Below are 21,702 nucleotides of genomic sequence, written 5' to 3'. Positions count from 1 at the left end.
CACTACCAGCACCACCTAACGAACGAAATTCTGCATAGAGAGGATCTTGTGCTTCTTTTGTGATGATATTGATGACTCCTGCAATGGCATCAGAACCATAAATGGCTGAAGAAGCACCCTTTACGATTTCGATCCTTTCAATATCTTCTGCTTTAAAGCGAGTCAAATCAATTGAGCCACTAAAACGCCCTGTTGTCCTTTGGCCATCCACTAAGATGAGAACATTTTGAGCAGACAAACCTTGTAACCGGACAGTCTGCCCTCTTTCTCCTGCCTGCGCAGGTTTTACCTCAATTCCCGGCACATTACCTAAGGTTTGAGATAAATCTCGAGCCCCCATAGCATCGATATCTTTTCTTGTGATGACCTCAGTTGTAATGGTAGAATCTTTTAATAAATTCTTTCGTCTAGTACCTGTGACTGTGATGATATTTGATTTATCTTCTATAGAATCCGTTTTGGATTCTGGATAAATGCCCTGAAACGAAAATAATATAATGAAACTCCAAAATACAAGGAAAAATAAAACTCTTGTTATGTTGGATAAATCCAATGGTTTCATTAGAGTTTTTTCCATTGGAACTTCGGAAAACCTGATGTACCAGCTGCATTATAATAATCCAGAAACTGGACCGCATACTTTGCGCCGTCACTTCCAGTCACAATGAATACTTTTGTCCTAGCAGTTAAGATTCCATTGGAATAAGAATACCAAGTACCATAACCGGATGGCATTGGTGATAGATCTAAGGGAGCCGCCATTGTCGGATTGATACTTTCTGAGGAAGCAGATACAGGCCCTCCGCCTGAACTGGAAAGTTTTAGGTCAACTACAGCCGTACATTCTGATCCATTAAATGTATTGGAAAAGTTTGTTTGACCGGAATCACATGCTCCACCGGAGCCAGATCCACTTGTCCCACTATTCGTTGCTACATTGTATCGTTTGAAAGCAAGATCCCATTGACTATTTACATCCGACAAAACTCCATTCCTTTTCAAACTTACATAGACCCAATTACAATTAGAAGACGCGTTAGCTGAAGTCGTAAAGGATCCAGAAGTCACAACAGCATTTGTTGGAACACTAGAGCAATTGGAACTCGTACTACTTTCATTTAATAATAAAAGCAAAGCCTGTGAATTATCTTCCGTCTTTGGTTTCATGGAACATTGAATTTGGAAGGAACTAATAATAAGTAAAATGGAGTATAAAAAACAGGTTTTTAAAATGAATTGTTTTGATGGCATATCTTTTCTCTTCTTAAGATTTCATTGCCAGATCGAATATTCCGATCTGACTGAGTTTGATTTATAGTACACTTTCCGATGAAACGACTATCTTTGATGCGGTTAAAAGACTCACGTTGCTAAACCGAAAGAAGGACTGGCCACTCGTAGACAAAACATTCCCTGAGTTTGGCCAACTTCCATAATTGATGACTGCATTTTCCTTTAGAAGCGTGGCGGTATTCTTACAATTTGCTCCACTCACACCCGTTACCCATAAATACGTAGTCGGTGCACTGGTTGTTCCTGAAAACGATACGCATAACTCTTGCTCTGTGGAAAAACTAAATGCGGTTGAGTTGGCTCCACTTGCAGTTTGTCCCCCTTGGTAGTTCCCATATTCCAAGTTACGAAACCAAACATATGGGTTCGGACTCGATACTGACTTACCTGCAACAAATGAATATTGTCCTGAAGCACTCGGTGTGGATGAAGTTGGTGTTTGTGAATATCCTAGGAATAAATAAAAGTATCCATTGTCCCCCAAGGCTTTCATTCCTTCCAAACGAAAGAAACGACCAGGACCTGCTTGTGGCGTACACAATGTTGCATACGAGCCAGATGTATACGATGTATCAATCTTTGTTTCACAGCGTTTGTTGGCATCGGCAGCTAACAATCCTAAAAAGACTGCAGTATCCGTTTGGGTGTCATCATCATCACATTGGATGGATACAAAACTGAAACAGATCAGTAGTCCCATTTTAAATATTCGGTTGGTTAGGTTCATGGATGCTCTCCTTGATTAATTGATTCTAAGTCTCAAAAAAGAAACCTACCCGATTGCGTCAATAATTATTTTGAGTCTCATTCTCATTATTATTGACAAAGGACACACCCACTCTCAGTCTTGGCCCATGATCCATACGCATAACCTATACAAAAAGATTTCCAAGTCCCTATTCTACTCCCTTCCCATTTTGATTCTATGCCTTGCCTCACCTCTTTTGTCCGAGAAAAGGGAACGGATTGTTTCCCTTCATGGAACAATCACAGAGATCGTGTATGCACTAAAGGCCAATACAACACTTGTTGCCATCGACTCAACCTCACGTTATCCGAAAGAAGTAACGTCTTTACCAGTAGTTGGTTACCAACGAACCTTAACAACGGAAGGCATATTAAGTTTTAAACCAACCTTAGTGATTGGTTTAGAAACAGCAGGGCCTGTCCAAACCATACAGAATCTTAGAGAGACTGGGATCCAGGTCACACTCTTTCCCGATACATACAAACTAGATACACCCATTGATCGTGTGTTAGCTGTTGGGAACCTACTCGGAAAGAAAAAAGAAGCAGAAAGTCTTGTGAATCAAATTCGAACACAAACACAATCGCTCCAGCTGAAAAAAACGAATGTGAAAGTGATGTTTCTTTATTCAAGAAACCCAAGCTCTATCTTCATTTCCGGTTTAGGGACTGCTGCTCATTCCATGATCACCCTATCAGGTGCACAAAATGCTATCACCGAATTTTCAGAATACAAACCACTCACGAGTGAAGCTTTAGTGAAAGCCAATCCAGATATCATTCTGATGCCAGAATCATCAGCTGAAGGATTCGGCGGTACGAATGCGATTTGGTCCATCAATGGAATCGAACTCACCAGGGCGGGGAAAGAAAAAAATATCATCCTAGTAGATGACCAGTTGCTGTTAGGATTTGGCCCTCGGCTTCCACAAGCACTAAAAACATTAAATGAGAAATGGAAACAAATGGAATGAAGAAACAAAAGTTCTTTATCTCATTCAGCATTCTATTCGCAGTCTTATCAACCATCATCTCATCTCAACTCGGAGCGATGAAGATTAATTGGAGCGAAATTTTGTTTATGGATTCAATCGAATCAAAAGTTTTCTTCGAGTTAAGAATCCCTCGCATCTTACTAGGGATTCTAGTGGGTGGTTCCCTTGCATGGTCGGGAGCACTCGCGCAAGGTTTATTTCGAAATCCTATTGTTGATCCAGGACTCATTGGGATCACTGCTGGGTGTTCTCTCTTTGCATCGATTGCCATTGTACTCGGCGGATTCATCCCATTCCTTCATACAATTTGGAGTGTTGTCATTTTTTCTTTTTTTGGTGGGATGATCTCCTGTTTTCTCATTTTCATTTTCGCAAATAGAAAAGGGAAAACAGACATTGAGTCAATTTTGTTATCTGGCATTGCAGTCAATTCACTTTGTTTTTCCTTTATTGGAATTTTAAGTTATCTAGCAAGTGAATCACAATTAAGAAATTTATCACTCTGGAATATGGGAAGTTTGGGTGGAGCGTCATGGAACCTACTTAAATCATTTTCTATTTTCTATCTTCTCCCCATTTTCATAAGTCCTTTCCTGATCAAACCATTAAATGTACTTATCTTAGGGGAACGGGAAGCAAATCATTTAGGCGTCTCTGTTGAAATTCTAAAAACATGTATGATAGTTTTGATTGGGATAAGCGTAGGCTCTTGTATTTCCATTGTTGGGAATATCGGATTCATTGGACTTGCAGTCCCACATATTGTGAGACTTGCCATCGGACAAGATTATCGTTACCTATTGTATGCTTCTTATTTTTTAGGCGGAGGACTTTTGTGTTTTGCTGATGCAATCTGTAGAGCGATCATCGCTCCATCCGAAATTCCAGTTGGCATCGTTTCAGCCTTACTCGGAGCTCCTTTTTTCCTAAATTTAATCCTAAAGAGGAAACAGTCATTATGACACTCATTGGTAAAAACATATCCTATCAAATTGGGAAGAAACCCATTCTCGAAGGAATCAATATCGAAATCAAACCAGGCGAACTCCATGTTCTCATTGGTCGCAATGGTGCAGGGAAATCTACGTTATTCCATTTACTATGCGGTGACACAAAACTCCAATCAGGCAAAGTTTATTGTAATGAAGTTGAAATAGAATCTTTTACAAAAATCGAACTGGCAAAGACGAGAGCTGTCTTAACACAAGATGCACAAATCAACTTTCCGATTCCGTCAGAGCAAATCATTGCACTTGGTCGATACCCACATGTAGCAGATAAAACGAAAGATAGTGAGATCGTAGAAACTTGTCTGAAAATTACGAATTCGACTATGTTAAGACAACAACACTACCCTACTTTATCGGGAGGCGAAAAACAAAAAATCAATTTCGGAAGGATTTTAGCACAAGTTTGGGAAACTCCTCCCAGGTACATCTTTCTAGATGAACCAGTTTCTGCTCAAGACATTCCCAACCAATACCAAACATTGAATATCTGTCGTCACATGGCAGACAAAGGTTATGCGGTGTTTATGATCTTACATGATTTAAATTTAGCCTCGCAGTATGCAGATAGAGTTACACTTATCGACAAAGGGAAACTCATACAATCCGGTTCCGTAGAAGAAGTGTTAACCACAAAAAATATAGAAATCGCATTCGGAATCAAAACAAAAATCCTGAAAACAAATGAAATCAATTTTATCATACCAGAGATCATAGGAGGTCCAATATGAACGATACTTTGAAACAAAAATGGGAAACACTTAAAACCGAGATCCCAAACTTACGAATTCGAGATGCAGCAAAACACTTAAACGTAAGTGAAGCAGAACTCCTTGCTACTCGCATTGGCAATGGAGTCAAAACACTCAAACCTAATTTTGCGGAATTCCTTTTGGAAACTCCAAAACTTGGGCATGTAATGGCTTTGACTCGCAATGAATCCTGTGTCCACGAAAGAAAAGGGACTTACTCCAATTTATCAGTCAATGGACAAACTGCACTTGCTGTCGGGGAAGACATTGATCTACGAATCTTTTTGAAGGATTGGAAATTTGGATTTTATGTGGAAGAAACGAAAAATGATTCAATGACTAAAAGTTTTCAATTTTTTGATCTATCAGGCGAAGCAGTACACAAAATTTACAATACTGAACAATCCTCTGAGGAAGGATGGGAAACACTAAAAAGTACCTTTGTCGACGAAAACATTCGCTTTTCAAATGAATTCGTTGCGAGACAAAGAAAGATTGAATCAAACGATAAAAACCTGATCCCAAAATTTATAGAAGACTGGAGTCAACTAGAAGATACTCACGATTTTTTCACCTTACTCAGAAAATACGATTATTCGCGTGAGTTCTCCTTACAAGCCGCAGAAGGTAAATTTTCCTATCGTATAGCGACTAATGATTTCCTCGAATTACTGCACAAGGTAAGCAAGATGGATCTCGAAATTATGATTTTTGTAGGGAATCCAAGTATCATCCAAATCCATACCGGCAAAATCAAAAATTTACAAATAATGGGACCATGGTTCAATGTTTTAGATCCAATTTTTAATTTACACTTAAGAACCGATCAAATTGAAACATCCTATGTAGTAAACAAACCAACAAGAGATGGAATTGTTACCTCTATAGAATTATTTGACAAAGATGGAACTCTTATATTACAAATGTTTGGAAAAAGAAAACCAGGAATCCCTCAATCAAAAATCTGGTTTGAGTTAGTCCATGATGTTATAGGAAGAGAAACAATTTCAAACCCGTCTCTTATATAAATTATTCGGAAAATCGAATTTCAACGAAAACCCTTGGGTACCATCAATACTCAAGGATCCTCCCATTTGTTTCTCAGCCATGATCTTAAGAAGGCTTAGTCCCAATTTTTTTTGATCATTTACATCAAATGAAGTTGGTAAACCAATTCCATTATCTTTGTATTCAAAATAAGACCTATCCCCATCGATCCAAAACTTGATCGAAATTTTACCTTTTGTACCATCCGTGAATGCATACTTTAAACTATTGGATAGAAGTTCGGTAAAGATTAATCCTAATGGAACGGCAGTATCCAATAAAAGTACACCCTGGTTCGCTTCTAATTGGATCTCGACTCCGTTGCCTTTACTTAAGAACATGTGTTTCACCATTTCAGTCAGCGACAAAAGGTAATCTGATACTTGGATTTCACTTAAGTCTTTATTTTGGTACAAATGATCATGCACGAGGGACATGGTTTGGATTTTGAGAGATGTATTCTCCACGATATTCCGTATGTTTTGATCATCCGGATAATCTGATGACTGAATCATTAGAAGTGACCTAACGAGCTCCATTGAGTTTTTTGTTCGATGGAAAATCTCACCAATTAAATTCTCTTTTTCTTTTAATGACTTCTGTATGACTTTTGCATACTCTTCGTTTTCTTGTATTTCTTTGGAAAGTAGCGAATTTGTATGGATTAACTTTTCATAAGGTTCGTTAATCGCAGAAACAAAAACTGCTTTATAAATAAACTGGAAGGCAACTACTTTAAAAATATGTCCTAATACATTAAATACATCGAATACACTTGTATACACTGCAAATACAAGCTCACTAAAAAAGCAGATAATAAATGCAGCTAAAAAATATTGTCTTTGTTTTTCGGAATGTAGGGATTTTGATAAGGAATATAAGGCAATAGCCACAACCAACATACACATGATCACTAACTCAGCATTCTTTTTGAATTGAGTGAGACCAACACCATGGACATATGTATCTGGAATGAGATGCGAATTAAAAATGACCAATTGGTAAACGAAAGCCACCAATAGAAACGCAAAGACAATATATAGATTGCCTGGGAAAGCTCTATACCGTCTGTTAGGTTTCACATAAATTGCTACAATAAACACAAGAGCTGTAATAAACCTTGATATGAGCCAAAACTGAGTGGACTTATTGCCTGTATTGGGAGTCACAAAATCAGGCATCCCTTTATATCCGAGTGTATGCATAAAATCGATGAGCCCGATCACCAAAAATCCAATACTTAAAAAGTAAGTTTGTGTATTTCGGCTCTGGGGGAAGGAAGAATACCCTAACCCAAAAATGGAAAACGAAACGATGATACTAAAAATTTCTGTAATATTATGGAAAACAACGAAAGACTCAATGGGATATTCTTTGTAAAATACATCAGGCAAAAGCAAAATACATGTTATAGGAATAATACAAAAAAGAAGGATCATTCCATAAAATTGGATTTGTTTCAAATCAACGAAAGAGTTATAAATACGCATGTTTTAGGTGAGTATACTAACAGATCATTAGCGAAAATTCAAGTTTTAAAACTTAAGTTCTAAAAAAGTAAACAAGGATATTAGGGAATCATACTAGATCGAGTGAAATAAAAGTAATATCATCCTTTAGAATTGTTCTAATAGATGATAACCTTTCTAATAATTTTTGGTGAAACTCATTATGTGATAATCCCGCAATGAGTCGAATTTCTGGATATAAGATAGAATACAAATCTTCGTTAGGTTTCAAATTTTCATACAAACCATCTGTAAAAACCAACAACCGATCCCCTTTCTTCAGTAATACTTCCTTTTGTTCATAAGAAAAATCGGGTCTTACCCCCAAGAGGAGCCCAGGGCATTCGGCTGACTGAACTTCCCCATCTCGAATGAAAATCAAAGGAGGATTGCCAGCGGAAGTAAACGTTAGTTTCATTTGTTCAAAATCAAAGTAAAAATAAGCAGCACTGACAAAACGTGCGTGTAAACTTGTGCATAAAAATTGATTCATCTCACTCATTAATGCCTTTGGTGAATGCATAAAGCTTTTTGCGTTCCTGAAGGCAATCTTAACCGTCGAAGAATCAAGTGCCGCACTCACTCCATGCCCAGTCACATCTGCGATGACAATTCCTAATTCGTTCCCATTTGTCTCGAAGTAATCATAAAAATCACCTCCGATATCATAGAGAGGTAGGTAAGAAACAATGGCTGATATATGCTCCGACTTTGGTACTTCCGCAGGCAAAATTCTCATTTGGATCCGGCGAGCAATTTCGAAATCTTTACGAATCGCTGATAACTGGTTTTGGGATGCTAAGTTTTCTTCTAATAAAAATCGTAACCTGCGTCCAAGAGCCAAAGAAAACAAAACAACTTCCAATGCGGTCCCAATTTGAACCCCATACCGTCCAAACGTAGTGGTTGGTAGGATGGAAGCCTTTGTTAAAGAATCCACAATGACTCCCACAAATAATGTCACCCAAGCCGAAACAAAAAAGAGTGAAGACTTCACTCCCTTCCAATAGGAGTAAATTCCGGCAGAGACTAACAAGAGAATGAAATAAGGGAACGTATAGATAAAAGAAATTTCCATCCAATGGTAAGGGATGAGAAACGAAAAAACAGAATACACTCCGATTGCCACAGCACTTCCTAAAATCAATCGATCCAATTTAGGATGTACAGTTTTCAAATTGAGGAAGGTTAATGAAAAGAGGCCAACAAACAAAAGAGATGCATTGACTGAGGTATACAAATAAGGTTTCACATTCAGAGTTGATTCTGGTATTAACAATTGTTTAAAGAATCCACCAAGCAGTGCATAGTTGACAAGGAGTGTAGTTAGGTACAGGCAATAGAAGAGATAGGCCTTCTCTCTTACGCTGATAAAAATAAGTAGGTTATAGAGTAATAAGGCAGAGATGATTCCAAAATAAATTCCATTGGCAATGTAATCTCTTTCCACTCGGTCTAGGAAGGAATTCCGTGTCCAGATTCTGAGAGGTGCCGACAGGATCCCAACATTTGCTATTTTTAAGTAAACAGTCCTTTTTTCATTCGGTGACAAATCGAGGGAAAAGACTGGGTTTCGGTGTGGGATTTCTTTCAGTGCATGAGAATCGGTTCCCCGAAAGACAGTTGTTTCCACTTTACCGAGTGACTTCCATGCCAATACCACTTCATCGACCCATGGTGATTCGATATCTAAAATGTAATGAGAAGGAGATTGGGATGCATTAAGCAGTTCGAACTTAACCCAAACAAACCGTTTCCAATATCCAAAATTGTATCTCAATTCCTCTGGTTTGGACCATTCCACCTCGTCGTTTAGCACTTGCTCTAAGGTTAAATTCTGAAAGCTATATTGGATGATAGGCCTTTCTGGTAATTTTGATGTGCAACTAATGATGGAAAAAAATGCAATTAGTAGCCATAGAATCTGTTTCAAAACCCTTCGGATCATTTGATGGCCCTTTCACGTTCCTGTTTCATTGGATGAAAAAAATTAACTGGAGATGATTCAAAATTAGAAATAAAACTTCATTGCCAGAATTTTTAATGATCTGATACCATTGCCTTTCCAAGGAGATACGTACATGTCAGCAAAGTTTGAAATCTACAAAGACAAAGCAGGAGAATTCCGATTCCGACTCAAGGCAGCCAATGGTGAAATCATTGCCTCTAGTGAAGGATACTCATCAAAACAAGCGTGCGAAAATGGCATCAAATCTGTAAAAGCGAATGCCGCAGATGCAGGAATCGACGATCAAACGTAAGAACAGCAATAATCAGTTACTGTTTCAATTTTTAATTTGAACTTGGATCCAGCAGGGACTTCAAAGGTAGCTTGTCCGTTAATTTGAAGCCATGTTTCGGATCCTGGTAACAATACAGATAATTTACCAGATTGGATTTCCATAATCTCTTTCTGATCCGCTCCAAATTCATACTCTCCTGGCATCATGATCCCAAGTGTTTTTTTCTCTCCATTGGGGAATAAAACGGTACGACTTGTGACCTTTCCATCATAGTAAATATTTGCAGATTTTAGTACTGTTACGGATGTAAATGAACTCATACAGACAAGATTTCGAAGCAAGGGATGGCTTCCAAGTGATTTCTCAACCAATTCCTTGGGAAATTGGTCCAAAAAGTGTTTGCGAAATTCAGATTAACAGGAACGGTGATGACAGTGCCACCAAAGATTCCCAATAAATCCGATAACAAAAAGCAATTAGCTAGGGAGAGATCCACGGAGAGAATTTTGGCCTCTGCGATTGTCCTTTTCTCCAAACACGGATTTGCCCAAACAACAATGGAAATGATTGCAAACCATGCAAAAATTTCGAAAGGCTTAGCTTATAATTATTTTAAGAGCAAAAATCAAATCTTTGAACAAATCATTGATACCCATTTAGCAAAACAGGAAAGATTCTACAACAATATCCCACCTAACTTATCTGCGAAAGAGTATGTAAGAGAGTTTTTCATTCGTTCCATCCAATTTGCAAAGGAAGAACGGAAAACGATGGTTTTGATATCGGTATGTTTATTCCAACCAAGTGCCGTTTCCCTTTCCAAAAAAATGATCGAAAATGTGGAGAGACGGTTTGCTCCTTTCAAAGAAGCCATGCGGGAACGATTTAGGGCTTATGGGATCAAAGACCCTGATAAAGAAATGATTTTCATCAAAACATTTTTACATGGTGTGATCATGAGCCAACATTTCAATGATACAACGACTTGTACTCCCACAATCATTGAAATGCTTCTCGAACGTTACGATTCTAAATAAGAGAACGACTACTCCCCTACTCCACCTGGAATTTTTAAGATCAACAAATTGGTAGTCGCAGTGGCTAACAATTTATCTTTTTCCGTTCGCATCTCTCCCACCATATGAATCGTTGAAAATCCTTTTGCTTCGATTGTTGCTTTTACGATCACCTTTTGGCCTACTGCAACTCCTCGGATGTATTGGATATTCATATCGATTGTCGTTGTTGGGCGTTTTGCCACCAAATAACTAAGAGGTCCAAACGCATTATCAAATGCGGCAGCGATCACTCCGCCTTGCATCATTCCCATTGGATTTGTTTGGTCTTCCGTAACTGGAAATGAAACAGTAATACTTTTCCCTTTTGTGTAGGAAATGATCTCAGCATTCATCGCTACAAAAATGGGAGGTGGAACTGTGATTTTTCTACCACCATGATTAAAATTTTCGGTCATTTCTTGTAAAATGGCCTGGGTTTCCTCTGTGCTTAGTGTTTGCATAAATTCCCTACTTATGTTACCAGCAGTAACATTCCTTGATCCAAAAGCAAGAAAAAATGTTGCCAATGGTAACTTATTTTCCAGAATATCTTTGTGAGAAAAAATACCTACCACCATGGAGATTTAAAAAATTCCATCATTAAATCCTGCCATAAACTCCTTCAAAAAAAAGGGATGGCCGATTTTACGCTAAGGGAGGTTGCCAATTTATCTGGAGTTTCTCATGCAGCTGTTTACAGGCATTTCCAACATAAAGACGAAGTCTTAGAGATTTTGTCTGCGATTGGATTTGATCGATTGGCTTCCTTACAGAAAAAAGTCGCAAAAGACAAAAAGAATCCCGACGAATACTTTGTAAAACTAGGACTTGTCTACATCCAATTTGCTCTGAAAAATCCCAATTATTATAAACTGATGTTCCAAACCAAACGAGAAAAAGAATCCAAACAATTGAAACAATCAAAACTGAGATCGTATGCAGTACTCGTACACGGTTGTCGTTTTTACCTGAAGACCAAAAAGAGAAAGGAAAACCACAGGAGTTTTGCACTCATGTCTTGGTCTCTTGTCCACGGATTTAGCAATTTAAGTTTAGAAACCAATTTCCCACTTTCCGAAGGCAAACGATTGAACCAAAGCCAAATCGAGTTAGCAGAAACAATGCTTCGTTATGCAACTTAAAACTTTCACTTAAGAACGATCCAATTTAAGAGAGTTTCACTTCCTCAAATTTCTCCAAAAATTCAGAGATTTCTCTCACAAACTTCATTGGATTTTCTTTCCCATATTCCGTGTAGAAAAACATTTTTTGTCCATCATTTGCATTGGTACAATTTTTCACTTCATCGAGTTGTAAGTACAAATTCCCCGTTTTTTTATGCCGATAGAGTTTCATACAATCCCTACCTGAAACCGATTCGAATTCATTTTTGTTTTTTCCATCCACTGCTTCCAAATCCGTTGTAAACCTTCTTCCAAACAATCTGGCGAAGTTAAATGTGAAATTTTGGAAAACGTAGAATGGGACAAACTTCTTTCGCTCCAAATTTTAAATTCTTCAAACGAAGTTTTTGTATGTACCTTATTCTTTAATTGTACTGTACTACTAGGGACGTAACAAGAATCCAATGCTGGTTTGGAATCCTTTGCGGTGTTGGTTTGGATTTTAATGCCCTTTGTTTCTGGTGTAAGACTTGGATTTTTTTCCGGGCCTTGTGGTTGGAATTGAAGGATGGGTTTTAAAAATCGTCTCCTTCCATCAAAACCAGTTTGTTCTAGTATCCCTAGTTTTTTCAGTGATGTGATGAGTCTCGAAATGGTATCTGCTTTGAGCCCAAGGATTTCACTGAAGTAACGATTCGATGCAAAACAACCACCGTTGTCATGCAAGGAAACAATTTCAGCAAACAGTTTTGTTTGGCTATGGGATAAGTTTAGGTTTTCAATCCAAACGGGGATCCATATTCCTTTTCGGTTTGTTTTCATTTTAGGTTCCTTTTCCAAACCCACACAACTCCGGCTACGAGTGTTTGGTTATATTTAGCCGATACATCGCAAGGATGTATTGTCCCCTACTCTCATGATCTGAAGTTTTGCATGAAAGCAAACAAACCTTCGGTCATAGAAAGAAGAAACGTTTTGGAAGTTCTTACGAACGTCCATCGGAACTTTTGGTAAAATTCCGGGTTGAACTAAAACGGCATAAGTGGTAGAGCCGTGTCCGGTTGTGTGCCCCGAACGTTCCCTACATGTACAGATCTCTCCAATTTGTCAATGGAAAAAATGAGACATAATTCTCCTTGGGTCTCATTAGGACCTTGGGGGGAGTGTAAGAGGATTGGGACTGGACCGGAGAGGTTTACTAAGGTTTGGATGAGAGGATTTTTTGTGTTGGAAAAGTCCCTGGGTTGCTACCACACTTCCCAGGGTTTTTGTTCAACCCAGTTAAGGATTGAGTACAAGATAGTTTATATTGGAAAACAGTACAAGTTTTTTTCTATTTAAACCTTAAAAAAAGTTACCGATCTGAATTCGTTTTTGAACCATCTTTACTTCTTATACTTTCGAATTGTTTCTTCTAAGATTGCCTTTTCATTTTGTAAAACAGAAATCTTTTCTTTGATTTTCGCTAATTTTGATTTTAAATCTTTTAGTTCTAGTTGTTTGAGTTTCGGTTTTGTTTTGGATGGTTTGGTCGGTTTTAGGGGTCGTACGTATTCACGAAGGTCATTTCTGGAAGGGAAGTCACCTTTTTTCTCGAGACCTTTGATGAGGTAATCAATGGCTTTTTTGCGATTTGAAACATCGAGTGGAGCAATTTCAGTGAATAGGCTCGTTGGGATTTGGTAAATGGGATGAGATTTATCTACATTTGCGTTAAGGCTCGTTTCCTTTAAAATCTCAGCATGTGCGATTTTAGTTTTTACCCACTGTGCCGATTTATGAATTCTTTTTGCTAATTGTTCGTTGGTTTCCTTGTGCCTATTTTTTAGCTCTTGGAGGGATAGGGCAAGGTCAGATTCTGATAAGTCTTCTCTTTGGAGGTTTTCAACCAGTTTGATTTCTGGTAATTTTGTGATGTCGATTTGTTCTACGTTTTTGACTACAGCAGGAATCGTTTTGGATTTAAGTAGTTTGTGAGCGCGGTATCTTCTTTCTCCGTTGATGAGTTCATACTTACCTGCCTTTTTTCTGACCACAATAGGTTGTAGTAACCCATATTGGGATATGGAGTCGGCAAGTTCTCGTATGCTGGCATCATTAAACGTTTTTCTAGGATTGTTTTCTGTGATGATTTGATCCATTGGAATATCAATGGTCTGGTGTTGGTTTGCGTTTTCAGAACTTAAAAATGGATTGAGTGAGGATGTTCTGTTGGAAGCTTTGGATAGAATATCTGCAGGATTGAAGTTAGTTTTGTTTTTCATAATTTTTGTTTCAGGTACGCCGGCGTACCTTATTTAAGAATCTCCGCTAAATTTTCGAAAGCTTTCCAAGGAGCACTTCCTTCTTGAAGAGGTTTACCAGTCTCTGTTCGGTCCCTAATACCTTCGTTTTTTGGGATCGGTTCTAGAATTTTTAGAGATTTGATGTTTCTTAATTTATCCAAAAGATCCATTTGTTTTTGGGATGTTCCCCACTGAGAGGGGAGGATCATTACAGACTTTTTTTTGCTTTGTTCATCGAATCTTTCTGCTTCGCTTACTTTTTTTAATACTTGGGCAACGGTGCGGACAGCCCATTTGGAGGGAGTAACCGGAACAAGAATTACTGAAGCTGGTAAGTAGGATGTGATGTTTTCAGAGGAACCAGATCCGGGTGTGTCTATGACAACGTAGTCGTATTTAGTTTTCGAAAGAACATTCTTTAGTCTTGGGATGATGGAAAAATCTTTGGAGGCAAGGTAACTCAAATCGGAGAGTTCTATGATAGAAGGTAGCACATCTACATTATTTGATTTTTTAATCGATTCGGCGAGAGTGGTTTCTGCATTTAAGACGGACAACGTATTCCCAGAGTCAAAAAACTCAACTGGTTCCTCGGGGAAAAAGAAGTCGGAAAGGTCCGCTTGCGGGTCCATATCAATGGCAAGAGTAGAACCTTTTTTGGAAAGAGCAAGTGCGAGGTGAATTGCAGTGGTGGATTTGGAGGTTCCACCTTTGATATTGGCAACAGTAATGATTTTCATTGCAGATTTATTTTTTGGTTCCTACTTTTGGATGCAATGAAAATTAAATTTTTAGATTTAATTTTTAAAAAGTACGCCGGCGTACCTTGTGACTGGATCATCAATTCAAGAAGTTTGGTAGAGTAGGATGTCCCTGCGCAAAGGATCGTAGTGGAAAACGGTAACCTGAAGGGTTATCGTTTGGAGCGAAGAGCTTGGTCGTTTTGGAACGAAAGTTTTGGAATGGGAAGATTCGATGCGCCCAAAGAAAGAGAAAAAATGAGGATGGGAATAGAAAAATTCTTGTACTATTTTGGATCAGTTTTAAGATTATCTCAACCCTTTCACTGGGTGATGTAAACTTTCTGGATTGTGTGGAAGCAGTCCAGAAAGACTCTCTTCCCTCCCCTATTCAAAATCAAGTTCGTTACCAAAGAGTCTGAAATTTGAGAGATTTGGCATATAGATATTATGTCGCATTAGGCTTGACAAAAAAATCCATTCTGGTGATTAGAAGCAAGAGAGTAGGGGCGAGTGTCCTCATACTCTTGTGCGGTCTTCCACAATATACCGCAACATACATCACCTGGGATTCCTATGAATTCCAAACATGGACGTTTTTAAAAAACTTCCGAATGAATCAACCGTTGCGATAGCTTTGCTTTCTTCGTAACGGAAAAATCCAAAGAACATTTTGTTTTTTGGGCACCGAAGGTCTCTGTTGGATAAGAGAGGAAGGATGAAAGGGAAAGAGAGAACGGGAGTTTGGGTAGCACAATGGATGTATGATTTGGATTTAAATCCGAATCAAATTCGATTGTATGCTGAAATTGTATCATTGGATGCAAAGGAAGGTTGTTATGCATCCAATGAGTATTTTGCAAAGATACTGCATTTGAAAGCGGATACAATTTCTAGGTTGGTCTCGCAGTTGAAAGCGAAAGGCCTCCTTGTGCAAACTCGCTTTGATGGTAGGAAACGATTTTTAAAACCCGTATTGCAAGAAATGAAAGGTTCGGAAGATAGTCCAAGGCTGAATCAATTGGATCAGGGTGCGAAGCGAGTAGGGGAGAGTGTTGGAAACGCATCCAAGGCAGAATTGGTTCGGAGTACGACCTCTTATCATACAGTACAAAAACAAAACCATATACATATGAAACGAGAACCATCGGCTGAAGAAAAGTGGCGAGAGTTCAAACGGTGGATGGCAGAGACAATGTCTGATTCAACTAGGTTGTCCCTTGCCAAACTGAAAAGTCCGGAAGAACTAACGGGGTTACAACAACGCTATTGGGAACGTTGGCTTGCCACCCCGAAATCTTAGAGGTTATTTGACTTGGGTGATGTCTTGGCGGAATTGGGATCTGCCACCTGGGTATTCAATGAGGTACAAACATTGGCAATTTTCCCATGCTGGGCTTGGGAGAAAAAAACCTCCTTCTTCCGATTGGCAAGAATCTTGTTTGGGTTTGATTTTGTGAGAAGCGATCAGGCGCCCCAAGTCTTTGATTTCTGTTTCTGAGAGCTCTACGGATTCATTCTCTAACAAAATGCTTGTTAGTTTAGGTGAAGTGGAAAGAAGGTTTGTTGCGTTTACGCAAGTGGTTCTTCGCATTGCTAAACTACCAGATTCAATCGCTTGTTCACTCGCTTTTGCAGAGACTGCTGCATAAAATACTTCGGATCCATCTTTTTGTTTCCATCCGGATTTCCAAGGGGTATAAGTGTGGCAATTGAAGAGAAAAAGAAGAAGTGAAATGGTTAAGAATCTCATGTTGGAATTGTAACCATTGAGAAGCCTTTGTCAATGGAAAGAGTCATCCATGAGGATGGGGTTTTGTTAATTTATTGAAAAATAACAGTTTCGTTTCAGATTAGGAACTAACCAAAATGAGTTTATTCAAACCAATCCCTTTTTTTTCAGGCCCCATGGTGCAGTCCTTTATGGCTTCCTTTAAGTCAAAGGCAGACAAATCGTATGGGAAAAATCTCGAAGGAGAGTGGAGATCGGTCAGAACAAAAAAAGGAGTCACACTCCTTGCAAGGATTCATGACGTTCCAAGTCCGAAAGGCATTGTGATTTTGGTGCATGGTTGGGAAGGGAGTATCCATTCCAGCTACATCATTCGGACCACCAAACATTTTTTAGCAAAAGATTATTCTGTCTATCGGTTGAATCTCCGAGACCACGGAGACACCCACCATTTAAACGAAGGGATCTTTAACGGAAGTTTACTCGAAGAAACATATGATGCGGTACTCACATTAGCAAAGTCAGTGAAGTCCAAACTTCCCGTGTATTTGGCTGGGTTTTCCCTGGGTGGAAATTTTGTTTTAAGAATGGCGGGCAAACATAGTACGGCAAAAGCGGAAGAGAAAATCCCAGGGCTCAAACATTGTTTTGCCTTTAGCCCAGCTCTTGATCCAAAACGGGCCACCATCAAAATGGATGAGCATCCATTCCTACGGAAATATTTTTTAAATTCATGGAAATCATCTTTAGAGAAAAAAGGACAACTGTTTCCCCATTTGTATTCCTTTCATGATTTGGATAAATACCAATCGGTCATGGAGTTAACAGAAAAAATGGTGAAGGAGTTTTCTCAGTTTCGTTCTGTAGATGAATACTTTTTATCGTATACTTTGTCCGATCTTTTTTTCAGAACCATCAAAGTCCCAACGACCATTTTGACATCTATGGATGATCCAGTCATACCATGGAAAGAGTTCACAGAAATTCCAAGTTCAGCTTACATCGATGTGGTCATTGAAGCAAAAGGTGGTCACTGTGGTTTTATTGAAGACTGGAAACGATCTTCTTATTATTGGAGGATTATGGAAAAGAAGATGGGTTGATCTCTTCCCAAATCTCTTTCCAATACTCTCCCCATTTGGATTTTTCTGAGGTCCAAAATTTTTGAAAAAATAAATCTAATAATTCACGATTGGAAAGGATGTTGAGTAATTTTTTTCGGTCCAATTGTTTTGGTCCTTGTTCCAGTAAGATTTCGAAATCATGTGTAATTGAGTCCGAAACTTTGGAGCGGTAAGATTTGTTCCCTTGTAATTGTTTGTGTTTCTTGTGGAAAACTGGGTGCACAAGTGCATAAAAAATTTCTTTTCCTTCCATTCGTTTTTCATCACTGCGAGTGAGCTCTTCTCTCAAATTGTTTGTGAGACCACGAGTGGGTTTCCAGTACGAGAGATCAAAAAACGAGTGTAAGGATTTTTGTTCGCGGCTTGTGAACATTACAAGTGGGATGGAAAGAGTCCAACCAATCCAAATGGGCATCGTTAAGAAAAATAACATCAGAGAATAAGAGTAACTGATATAAGCAGAAACAAGCCCCAGGATGGTGATTCCAAAAAAGGAAGAAACCACATAGGAGAAAGGGTAACTTGATTCCGCATCCCGATTCTGGGGTCCCCAGGAGATCTTTTTGTTTAAGAAGATAGACACCACAAAAATGCTATGGTAAATCATATAGATAGGTGCGATGAGAATAGAAAATAAAGTCTCTAAAAAGAAGGCCGGAAACTTTAGGAAGATTTGTTTTAACGGTAAACTTAAGTAACTGAGAACCCTAGGCAAAAAGAGTAGGAGTAAGGAAAGATACAAAAGTTTTAAATATAAAGGGTCATAAATCTGTGCTTTAAAGTATTCGAACTCTTCAGGAAGCATGGAGTAGTTTAGGAACTTACTTTCTTCGATATAATTCCACAAACTAAGTAGGATATAACATAACCATATGGGTGAATTGAGGTAAGATAAAATTCCATTTAAAATGTGGATTCGATTGATAAAGGGAATTTTCTTTCCAAATAAAAACCAAAAATGTTGTAAATTCCCTTGGCACCACCTCTGGTCTCGTTTTAACACATCGATGATATTTGGTGGATTCTCTTCGTAACTTCCTTCGAGTTCATAAGCACATAAGACTTCGTATCCAGCCTTTCGCATGAGGCTTGCTTCGACTGTATCATGGCTTAAGATTTTTCCACCAAGCCCACCATATTCAGGGAGATGAGGGAGAGCGCAGTATTCCATAAAGGGTTTGATGCGTAAGATGGCATTATGGCCCCAATAACTGTTGGCATTGATCTGCCAAAAACTAGCACCTTTTAAGAAATAAGAACTAAAGAGATAGGAGGAAAATTCAGTTAATTTTTGAAAGAGAGTTGTGGCACGGAATAATTTAGAATTGGTTTGGATGATGCCTGCCCTTGGGTTTTGTTCCATCATCGCAATGAGTTGGACAATGATTTCTCCACTCATCAAACTATCAGCATCTAGTATGATCATGCACTCGTATCGATTGCCCCAACGACGGCAAAAATCAGCGATGTTACCACTCTTTCCGTTGAGGTTACTTTTTCTCCTTCTGTAATGGAATTTTTGATAGTTCCCAGTGGATTCACATAACTCAAGATAAGCAGCTTCTTCCTTGATCCATTTTTCAGGAGTTCTTGTATCACTTAAGATAAAAAAATCTAATTTGGGAAGGGAGTGGTATTTCTCGAGTGATTCATAAATCACTTTGATCCTTGCAAAGATCGAGACTTCATTTTCTTCATAGACTGGCATGACAAGGGCAACCGGGACACGATCGATACTTGGAAAGTCCAATTCCTTCTCTGGGATTTTTTTTGCTTTGAGTAATGGATCACCCTGTTTCAAAAGAGAAATCAAAAATCCAAAAAGAGAAGTGGTTGCCCCATAGGATAACATGGGCAAAAGAAAAAGTAAGGTGATGAATTGGTAGTATTCGGTTAATTCAACTCCACCAAAGGAGATGATTTGGGCAAAGGTAGTGAGCCCAATGATGATGGGTATCATGAAGACTGTAAAAAATAAAATTCGATGGATTTGGATCATAATAACCTAAAGATGATGAGGTAGTAGAGGGCACTCCAAAGGAAAATGGAAACTAAAACGAAGATGGGTTTAAAGGAACTGATGATGGATTCCTTTGACTTGATAGGATCGGTTTTCCAATCAGAATCCTTGGGGACCATCGAACCAAATTGCCAAGCTCTGTTTGGGAATGGAAGTGGAGATTCCATACTAATTTTGTTTGCGTTTATATAACCCATCCAAAGAGACCAATCCCTATCCCACTCATAAGATAGGTTAGTGTTTTGGAAAAATTGGGAAAGAGTATTCGAAATACTATATTCATTTTGAATTCCCGATAACAAAAGGTAGGTTCGCAATCGTTCACTGAACTCAGCTTCGTACAAAGTTTTATTTGGAGATGCCATCTCTATAGATCCATGTTTCTGTGATTTTTTGATTTTCTTTCTCCAAATAAACATTCCAAGTAGAAACATCGATTGGCGACGAGTGCCAAATTTGTAATCTCCATTGGTCAAGTTCACGGATCTTTTCGATTTTATAACGAATTTGATCCGGTGGGATCATATCATTTTTGATGATGGCTTTGAGCTCTGTTTTTGGATCTAGTGCTTTTAGATTATCACCAGTAAAATAAAGTGTTAACATCTTTTCTTTTGGAAAGAGAGGGTCAGTCCCTTTGTAATAGGATGATGACTTTCCCAGACGGTGTGAGTCTGGAGATTTTTCCGTATAACTCAATTTATACTGGTATTCGTATCCTTCATTCAAATTGGGAGGGATGTTTGGTTCCCAAAAAATAGTTACGTTGTCATCCGAATCCAGATTGGTTGTAAATTCCAATAGGTATAAGTCCCCTTTGCCCCAATCACCCTTTGGTTCTACCCAAAGGCTTGGCCGACGGTGGTATTGTAATTTTTCATCTTGGTAACTTTTGAATTTTCGATCTCGTTGGATGAGTCCAAACCCTTTGGGATGGTTCAGTTCGATATTTGTGAGTTTGGTTTTTTTGGGATTGATGAGTGGTCTCCATTCCCAGTTGTCTTCTCCAAGATAAGTGAGAAGTCCATCAGAGTCATGGATCTCTGGGTGGATGTTGCCAAGGATGGGGATATTGGATTCTCCATAGAGAAACATGGATGTGATGGGAGCAAGTCCCAGTCGTTTGATTTTTTTACGTAGGTAAATTTTAGCACGCACATCAATGGTTGTGATCTCACCAGGTGTAACAAAAAATTCATACGCACCGACAACGGATTCACTATTCATAATGGCATAGATCAAAATGGAGGAATCTTTTTTCTCAGGGCGTTTGATATAGAAACTTTCAAAGATAGGGAACTCTTCTTTTCCATCAGGGCCAGTGTTGATGGCAAGTCCTCTTCCCGATAAACCATAGACTTGGTTTTTGGACAAGGCACGGAAATAAGAAGAACCTTGGAAGACTAAGAATTCTTCCAAAGCCTCCTTTTGGTTGATGGGATAGTGAACTCGAAAGCCAGTGTATTGGAGTTTTTTACTTAACTCATAAAAATCATCTGTGAGGGGAAGGTTCCCAAAATGAAAGCGAGAGGAATCATAAGGGATCTCTACTGGCTTTTCTCCAATCACTTCATAAATTTTGATCCCATTACTGTAGATATGGCCTGGGTGGAAAAAATGCAATTGGTAGGGGAGTGCTAAATTTTTCCAAATCGCAACATCAGGTTTGTATTCGATTTGCCTATAATCTTCAAAACTGATTCCATCAAGTCCTGGAATTTTGTACACAGGCGTTGGAACATATTTTGATTTCAATTTTTCCTTTGCCATTTGGTCGGCAGTGTTGAAATCAAAAACTTCAGAATTAGGTGTGATCGCAAAGAGAGAAATGAGTGCTTGGAAGGTAAGATTATTTTTCTTAAAGATAACGGCAACACATAACAAAATCGCAATAATAGCAAAGTATATGTTTAATTTCTTCATATGATGTAGTCTTTTGAATGATCGCGATAGGTCATTCAAATTCTTGTATGTAGTAAAATACTTTCACTAAACATGGATTAAGCAATAGGAATATATTTTTCAGT

General features: G+C 38.5%; 24 protein-coding genes. 9 read left to right on the top strand and 15 right to left on the bottom strand.

Annotation, left to right across the window (positions count from 1 at the left end; all coding sequences use genetic code 11):
* The 3 genes from DI076_RS04045 to DI076_RS04035 all read right to left on the bottom strand — a co-directional run.
* The coding region (locus DI076_RS04045) for a TonB-dependent receptor plug domain-containing protein (RefSeq protein ID WP_245918258.1) at positions 1-562 on the bottom strand (562 nt) is incomplete at its 3' end.
* Positions 562-1,251: an HmuY family protein gene (locus DI076_RS04040; RefSeq protein WP_108958724.1), complete on the bottom strand. Its 690-nt coding sequence runs from the start codon at positions 1,249-1,251 to the stop codon at positions 562-564. The genes DI076_RS04045 and DI076_RS04040, both read right to left, overlap by 1 nt.
* A gap of 61 nt (positions 1,252-1,312) precedes the next feature.
* Positions 1,313-2,020 carry a hypothetical protein gene (locus DI076_RS04035; protein WP_108958723.1) on the bottom strand — a complete coding sequence of 236 codons (708 nt, stop codon included), beginning with the start codon at positions 2,018-2,020 and terminating at the stop codon, positions 1,313-1,315.
* 127 nt (positions 2,021-2,147) lie between these two features.
* Here DI076_RS04035 and DI076_RS04030 point away from each other — a divergent pair, with 127 nt between their 5' ends.
* From DI076_RS04030 to DI076_RS04015, 4 genes are read left to right on the top strand one after another with little or no spacing between them, the layout of a single operon-like run.
* Positions 2,148-3,014 (top strand): heme/hemin ABC transporter substrate-binding protein, encoded by an 867-nt coding sequence (locus DI076_RS04030; protein WP_108958722.1) that lies wholly within the window; start codon positions 2,148-2,150, stop codon positions 3,012-3,014.
* Positions 3,011-3,997 carry a FecCD family ABC transporter permease gene (locus tag DI076_RS04025; protein ID WP_108958721.1) on the top strand — a complete coding sequence of 329 codons (987 nt, stop codon included), beginning with the start codon at positions 3,011-3,013 and terminating at the stop codon, positions 3,995-3,997. The genes DI076_RS04030 and DI076_RS04025 overlap by 4 nt, the downstream gene beginning before the upstream one ends.
* Complete coding sequence (locus DI076_RS04020; protein WP_100726759.1) at positions 3,994-4,773, top strand: heme ABC transporter ATP-binding protein; 780 nt, start codon at positions 3,994-3,996, stop codon at positions 4,771-4,773. Before DI076_RS04025 ends, DI076_RS04020 begins: the two co-directional genes overlap by 4 nt.
* Complete coding sequence (locus DI076_RS04015; protein WP_108958720.1) at positions 4,770-5,822, top strand: hemin-degrading factor; 1,053 nt, start codon at positions 4,770-4,772, stop codon at positions 5,820-5,822. The genes DI076_RS04020 and DI076_RS04015 overlap by 4 nt, the downstream gene beginning before the upstream one ends.
* Here DI076_RS04015 and DI076_RS04010 read toward each other — a convergent pair.
* Both DI076_RS04010 and DI076_RS04005 read right to left on the bottom strand, forming a co-directional pair.
* Complete coding sequence (locus tag DI076_RS04010; protein WP_108958719.1) at positions 5,802-7,331, bottom strand: MASE3 domain-containing protein; 1,530 nt, start codon at positions 7,329-7,331, stop codon at positions 5,802-5,804. The genes DI076_RS04015 and DI076_RS04010 overlap by 21 nt on opposite strands.
* Positions 7,332-7,419: 88 nt before the next feature.
* A complete protein-coding gene (locus DI076_RS04005; RefSeq protein WP_108958718.1) occupies positions 7,420-9,297 on the bottom strand; it encodes a 7TM diverse intracellular signaling domain-containing protein in 1,878 nt (625 codons plus the stop codon).
* A gap of 133 nt (positions 9,298-9,430) precedes the next feature.
* Between DI076_RS04005 and DI076_RS04000 the strand changes: the two genes are divergently transcribed.
* Positions 9,431-9,610, top strand: coding sequence for a YegP family protein (locus DI076_RS04000; protein WP_100718567.1), 180 nt, complete (start codon positions 9,431-9,433; stop codon positions 9,608-9,610).
* Here DI076_RS04000 and ppnP read toward each other — a convergent pair.
* Complete coding sequence (ppnP, locus tag DI076_RS03995) at positions 9,601-9,912, bottom strand: pyrimidine/purine nucleoside phosphorylase (RefSeq protein ID WP_100718568.1); 312 nt, start codon at positions 9,910-9,912, stop codon at positions 9,601-9,603. The two genes, DI076_RS04000 and ppnP, sit on opposite strands and share 10 nt — an antisense overlap.
* Before the next feature lie 108 nt (positions 9,913-10,020).
* Between ppnP and DI076_RS03990 the strand changes: the two genes are divergently transcribed.
* Positions 10,021-10,629 (top strand): TetR/AcrR family transcriptional regulator, encoded by a 609-nt coding sequence (locus DI076_RS03990; protein ID WP_100726936.1) that lies wholly within the window; start codon positions 10,021-10,023, stop codon positions 10,627-10,629.
* Positions 10,630-10,637: 8 nt separating this feature from the next.
* Here the strand turns inward: DI076_RS03990 and DI076_RS03985 are convergent, their stop codons facing one another.
* Positions 10,638-11,111 (bottom strand): PaaI family thioesterase, encoded by a 474-nt coding sequence (locus DI076_RS03985; protein ID WP_108958728.1) that lies wholly within the window; start codon positions 11,109-11,111, stop codon positions 10,638-10,640.
* Between the two features lie 93 nt (positions 11,112-11,204).
* Between DI076_RS03985 and DI076_RS03980 the strand changes: the two genes are divergently transcribed.
* A complete protein-coding gene (locus DI076_RS03980) occupies positions 11,205-11,792 on the top strand; it encodes a TetR/AcrR family transcriptional regulator (RefSeq protein ID WP_108958717.1) in 588 nt (195 codons plus the stop codon).
* Between the two features lie 25 nt (positions 11,793-11,817).
* Here DI076_RS03980 and DI076_RS03975 read toward each other — a convergent pair whose 3' ends face one another.
* From DI076_RS03975 to DI076_RS03960, 4 genes are all read right to left on the bottom strand, one after another.
* Entirely contained in the window at positions 11,818-12,006 is a 189-nt protein-coding gene (locus DI076_RS03975) for a hypothetical protein (protein ID WP_108958716.1), read from the bottom strand.
* Positions 12,003-12,596 (bottom strand): helix-turn-helix domain-containing protein, encoded by a 594-nt coding sequence (locus DI076_RS03970; protein ID WP_167396505.1) that lies wholly within the window; start codon positions 12,594-12,596, stop codon positions 12,003-12,005. Before DI076_RS03970 ends, DI076_RS03975 begins: the two co-directional genes overlap by 4 nt.
* Positions 12,597-13,159: 563 nt before the next feature.
* Positions 13,160-14,038 (bottom strand): ParB/RepB/Spo0J family partition protein, encoded by an 879-nt coding sequence (locus DI076_RS03965; RefSeq protein ID WP_108958714.1) that lies wholly within the window; start codon positions 14,036-14,038, stop codon positions 13,160-13,162.
* Between the two features lie 29 nt (positions 14,039-14,067).
* Positions 14,068-14,799, bottom strand: a complete 732-nt coding sequence (locus DI076_RS03960; RefSeq protein ID WP_100726768.1) for a ParA family protein — start codon at positions 14,797-14,799, stop codon at positions 14,068-14,070.
* A gap of 718 nt (positions 14,800-15,517) precedes the next feature.
* On the opposite strand from DI076_RS03960, the gene DI076_RS03950 reads away from it, so the two are divergent.
* Positions 15,518-16,102: a helix-turn-helix domain-containing protein gene (locus DI076_RS03950; RefSeq protein WP_108958712.1), complete on the top strand. Its 585-nt coding sequence runs from the start codon at positions 15,518-15,520 to the stop codon at positions 16,100-16,102.
* 3 nt (positions 16,103-16,105) lie between these two features.
* Here DI076_RS03950 and DI076_RS03945 read toward each other — a convergent pair whose 3' ends face one another.
* Complete coding sequence (locus DI076_RS03945; RefSeq protein WP_100718574.1) at positions 16,106-16,552, bottom strand: hypothetical protein; 447 nt, start codon at positions 16,550-16,552, stop codon at positions 16,106-16,108.
* Between the two features lie 116 nt (positions 16,553-16,668).
* On the opposite strand from DI076_RS03945, the gene DI076_RS03940 reads away from it, so the two are divergent.
* Positions 16,669-17,634: a YheT family hydrolase gene (locus DI076_RS03940; RefSeq protein ID WP_108958711.1), complete on the top strand. Its 966-nt coding sequence runs from the start codon at positions 16,669-16,671 to the stop codon at positions 17,632-17,634.
* Here DI076_RS03940 and mdoH read toward each other — a convergent pair.
* The 3 genes from mdoH to DI076_RS03925 are packed head-to-tail and all read right to left on the bottom strand — an operon-like array spanning position 17,612 to position 21,598.
* Complete coding sequence (mdoH, locus tag DI076_RS03935; RefSeq protein WP_108958710.1) at positions 17,612-19,654, bottom strand: glucans biosynthesis glucosyltransferase MdoH; 2,043 nt, start codon at positions 19,652-19,654, stop codon at positions 17,612-17,614. The two genes, DI076_RS03940 and mdoH, sit on opposite strands and share 23 nt — an antisense overlap.
* Positions 19,651-20,040 carry a hypothetical protein gene (locus DI076_RS03930; protein WP_108958709.1) on the bottom strand — a complete coding sequence of 130 codons (390 nt, stop codon included), beginning with the start codon at positions 20,038-20,040 and terminating at the stop codon, positions 19,651-19,653. Before DI076_RS03930 ends, mdoH begins: the two co-directional genes overlap by 4 nt.
* Positions 20,024-21,598 carry an OpgD/OpgG family glucan biosynthesis protein gene (locus DI076_RS03925; RefSeq protein WP_108958708.1) on the bottom strand — a complete coding sequence of 525 codons (1,575 nt, stop codon included), beginning with the start codon at positions 21,596-21,598 and terminating at the stop codon, positions 20,024-20,026. The genes DI076_RS03930 and DI076_RS03925 overlap by 17 nt, the downstream gene beginning before the upstream one ends.
* Positions 21,599-21,702: the final 104 nt, after the last annotated feature.

This window comes from Leptospira ellinghausenii (assembly GCF_003114815.1).
GTDB lineage: Bacteria > Spirochaetota > Leptospiria > Leptospirales > Leptospiraceae > Leptospira_A > Leptospira_A ellinghausenii.
The sequence above is the reverse complement of the archived record's forward strand: the minus strand, read 5'-3'. Positions and strand labels throughout refer to the sequence as shown.

Bases quoted from the DNA above. Each gene is read 5' to 3' on its own strand.
- DI076_RS04040 (WP_108958724.1), bottom strand. From the start codon at position 1,251: ATGCCATCAAAACAATTCATTTTAAAAACCTGTTTTTTATACTCCATT.
- DI076_RS04035 (WP_108958723.1), bottom strand. From the start codon at position 2,020: ATGAACCTAACCAACCGAATATTTAAAATGGGACTACTGATCTGTTTC.
- DI076_RS04030 (WP_108958722.1), top strand. From the start codon at position 2,148: ATGATCCATACGCATAACCTATACAAAAAGATTTCCAAGTCCCTATTC.
- DI076_RS04025 (WP_108958721.1), top strand. From the start codon at position 3,011: ATGAAGAAACAAAAGTTCTTTATCTCATTCAGCATTCTATTCGCAGTC.
- DI076_RS04020 (WP_100726759.1), top strand. From the start codon at position 3,994: ATGACACTCATTGGTAAAAACATATCCTATCAAATTGGGAAGAAACCC.
- DI076_RS04015 (WP_108958720.1), top strand. From the start codon at position 4,770: ATGAACGATACTTTGAAACAAAAATGGGAAACACTTAAAACCGAGATC.
- DI076_RS04010 (WP_108958719.1), bottom strand. From the start codon at position 7,331: ATGCGTATTTATAACTCTTTCGTTGATTTGAAACAAATCCAATTTTAT.
- DI076_RS04005 (WP_108958718.1), bottom strand. From the start codon at position 9,297: ATGATCCGAAGGGTTTTGAAACAGATTCTATGGCTACTAATTGCATTT.
- DI076_RS04000 (WP_100718567.1), top strand. From the start codon at position 9,431: ATGTCAGCAAAGTTTGAAATCTACAAAGACAAAGCAGGAGAATTCCGA.
- ppnP (WP_100718568.1), bottom strand. From the start codon at position 9,912: ATGAGTTCATTTACATCCGTAACAGTACTAAAATCTGCAAATATTTAC.
- DI076_RS03990 (WP_100726936.1), top strand. From the start codon at position 10,021: ATGACAGTGCCACCAAAGATTCCCAATAAATCCGATAACAAAAAGCAA.
- DI076_RS03985 (WP_108958728.1), bottom strand. From the start codon at position 11,111: ATGCAAACACTAAGCACAGAGGAAACCCAGGCCATTTTACAAGAAATG.
- DI076_RS03975 (WP_108958716.1), bottom strand. From the start codon at position 12,006: ATGAAACTCTATCGGCATAAAAAAACGGGGAATTTGTACTTACAACTC.
- DI076_RS03970 (WP_167396505.1), bottom strand. From the start codon at position 12,596: ATGAAAACAAACCGAAAAGGAATATGGATCCCCGTTTGGATTGAAAAC.
- DI076_RS03965 (WP_108958714.1), bottom strand. From the start codon at position 14,038: ATGAAAAACAAAACTAACTTCAATCCTGCAGATATTCTATCCAAAGCT.
- DI076_RS03960 (WP_100726768.1), bottom strand. From the start codon at position 14,799: ATGAAAATCATTACTGTTGCCAATATCAAAGGTGGAACCTCCAAATCC.
- DI076_RS03950 (WP_108958712.1), top strand. From the start codon at position 15,518: ATGAAAGGGAAAGAGAGAACGGGAGTTTGGGTAGCACAATGGATGTAT.
- DI076_RS03945 (WP_100718574.1), bottom strand. From the start codon at position 16,552: ATGAGATTCTTAACCATTTCACTTCTTCTTTTTCTCTTCAATTGCCAC.
- DI076_RS03940 (WP_108958711.1), top strand. From the start codon at position 16,669: ATGAGTTTATTCAAACCAATCCCTTTTTTTTCAGGCCCCATGGTGCAG.
- mdoH (WP_108958710.1), bottom strand. From the start codon at position 19,654: ATGATCCAAATCCATCGAATTTTATTTTTTACAGTCTTCATGATACCC.
- DI076_RS03930 (WP_108958709.1), bottom strand. From the start codon at position 20,040: ATGGCATCTCCAAATAAAACTTTGTACGAAGCTGAGTTCAGTGAACGA.
- DI076_RS03925 (WP_108958708.1), bottom strand. From the start codon at position 21,598: ATGAAGAAATTAAACATATACTTTGCTATTATTGCGATTTTGTTATGT.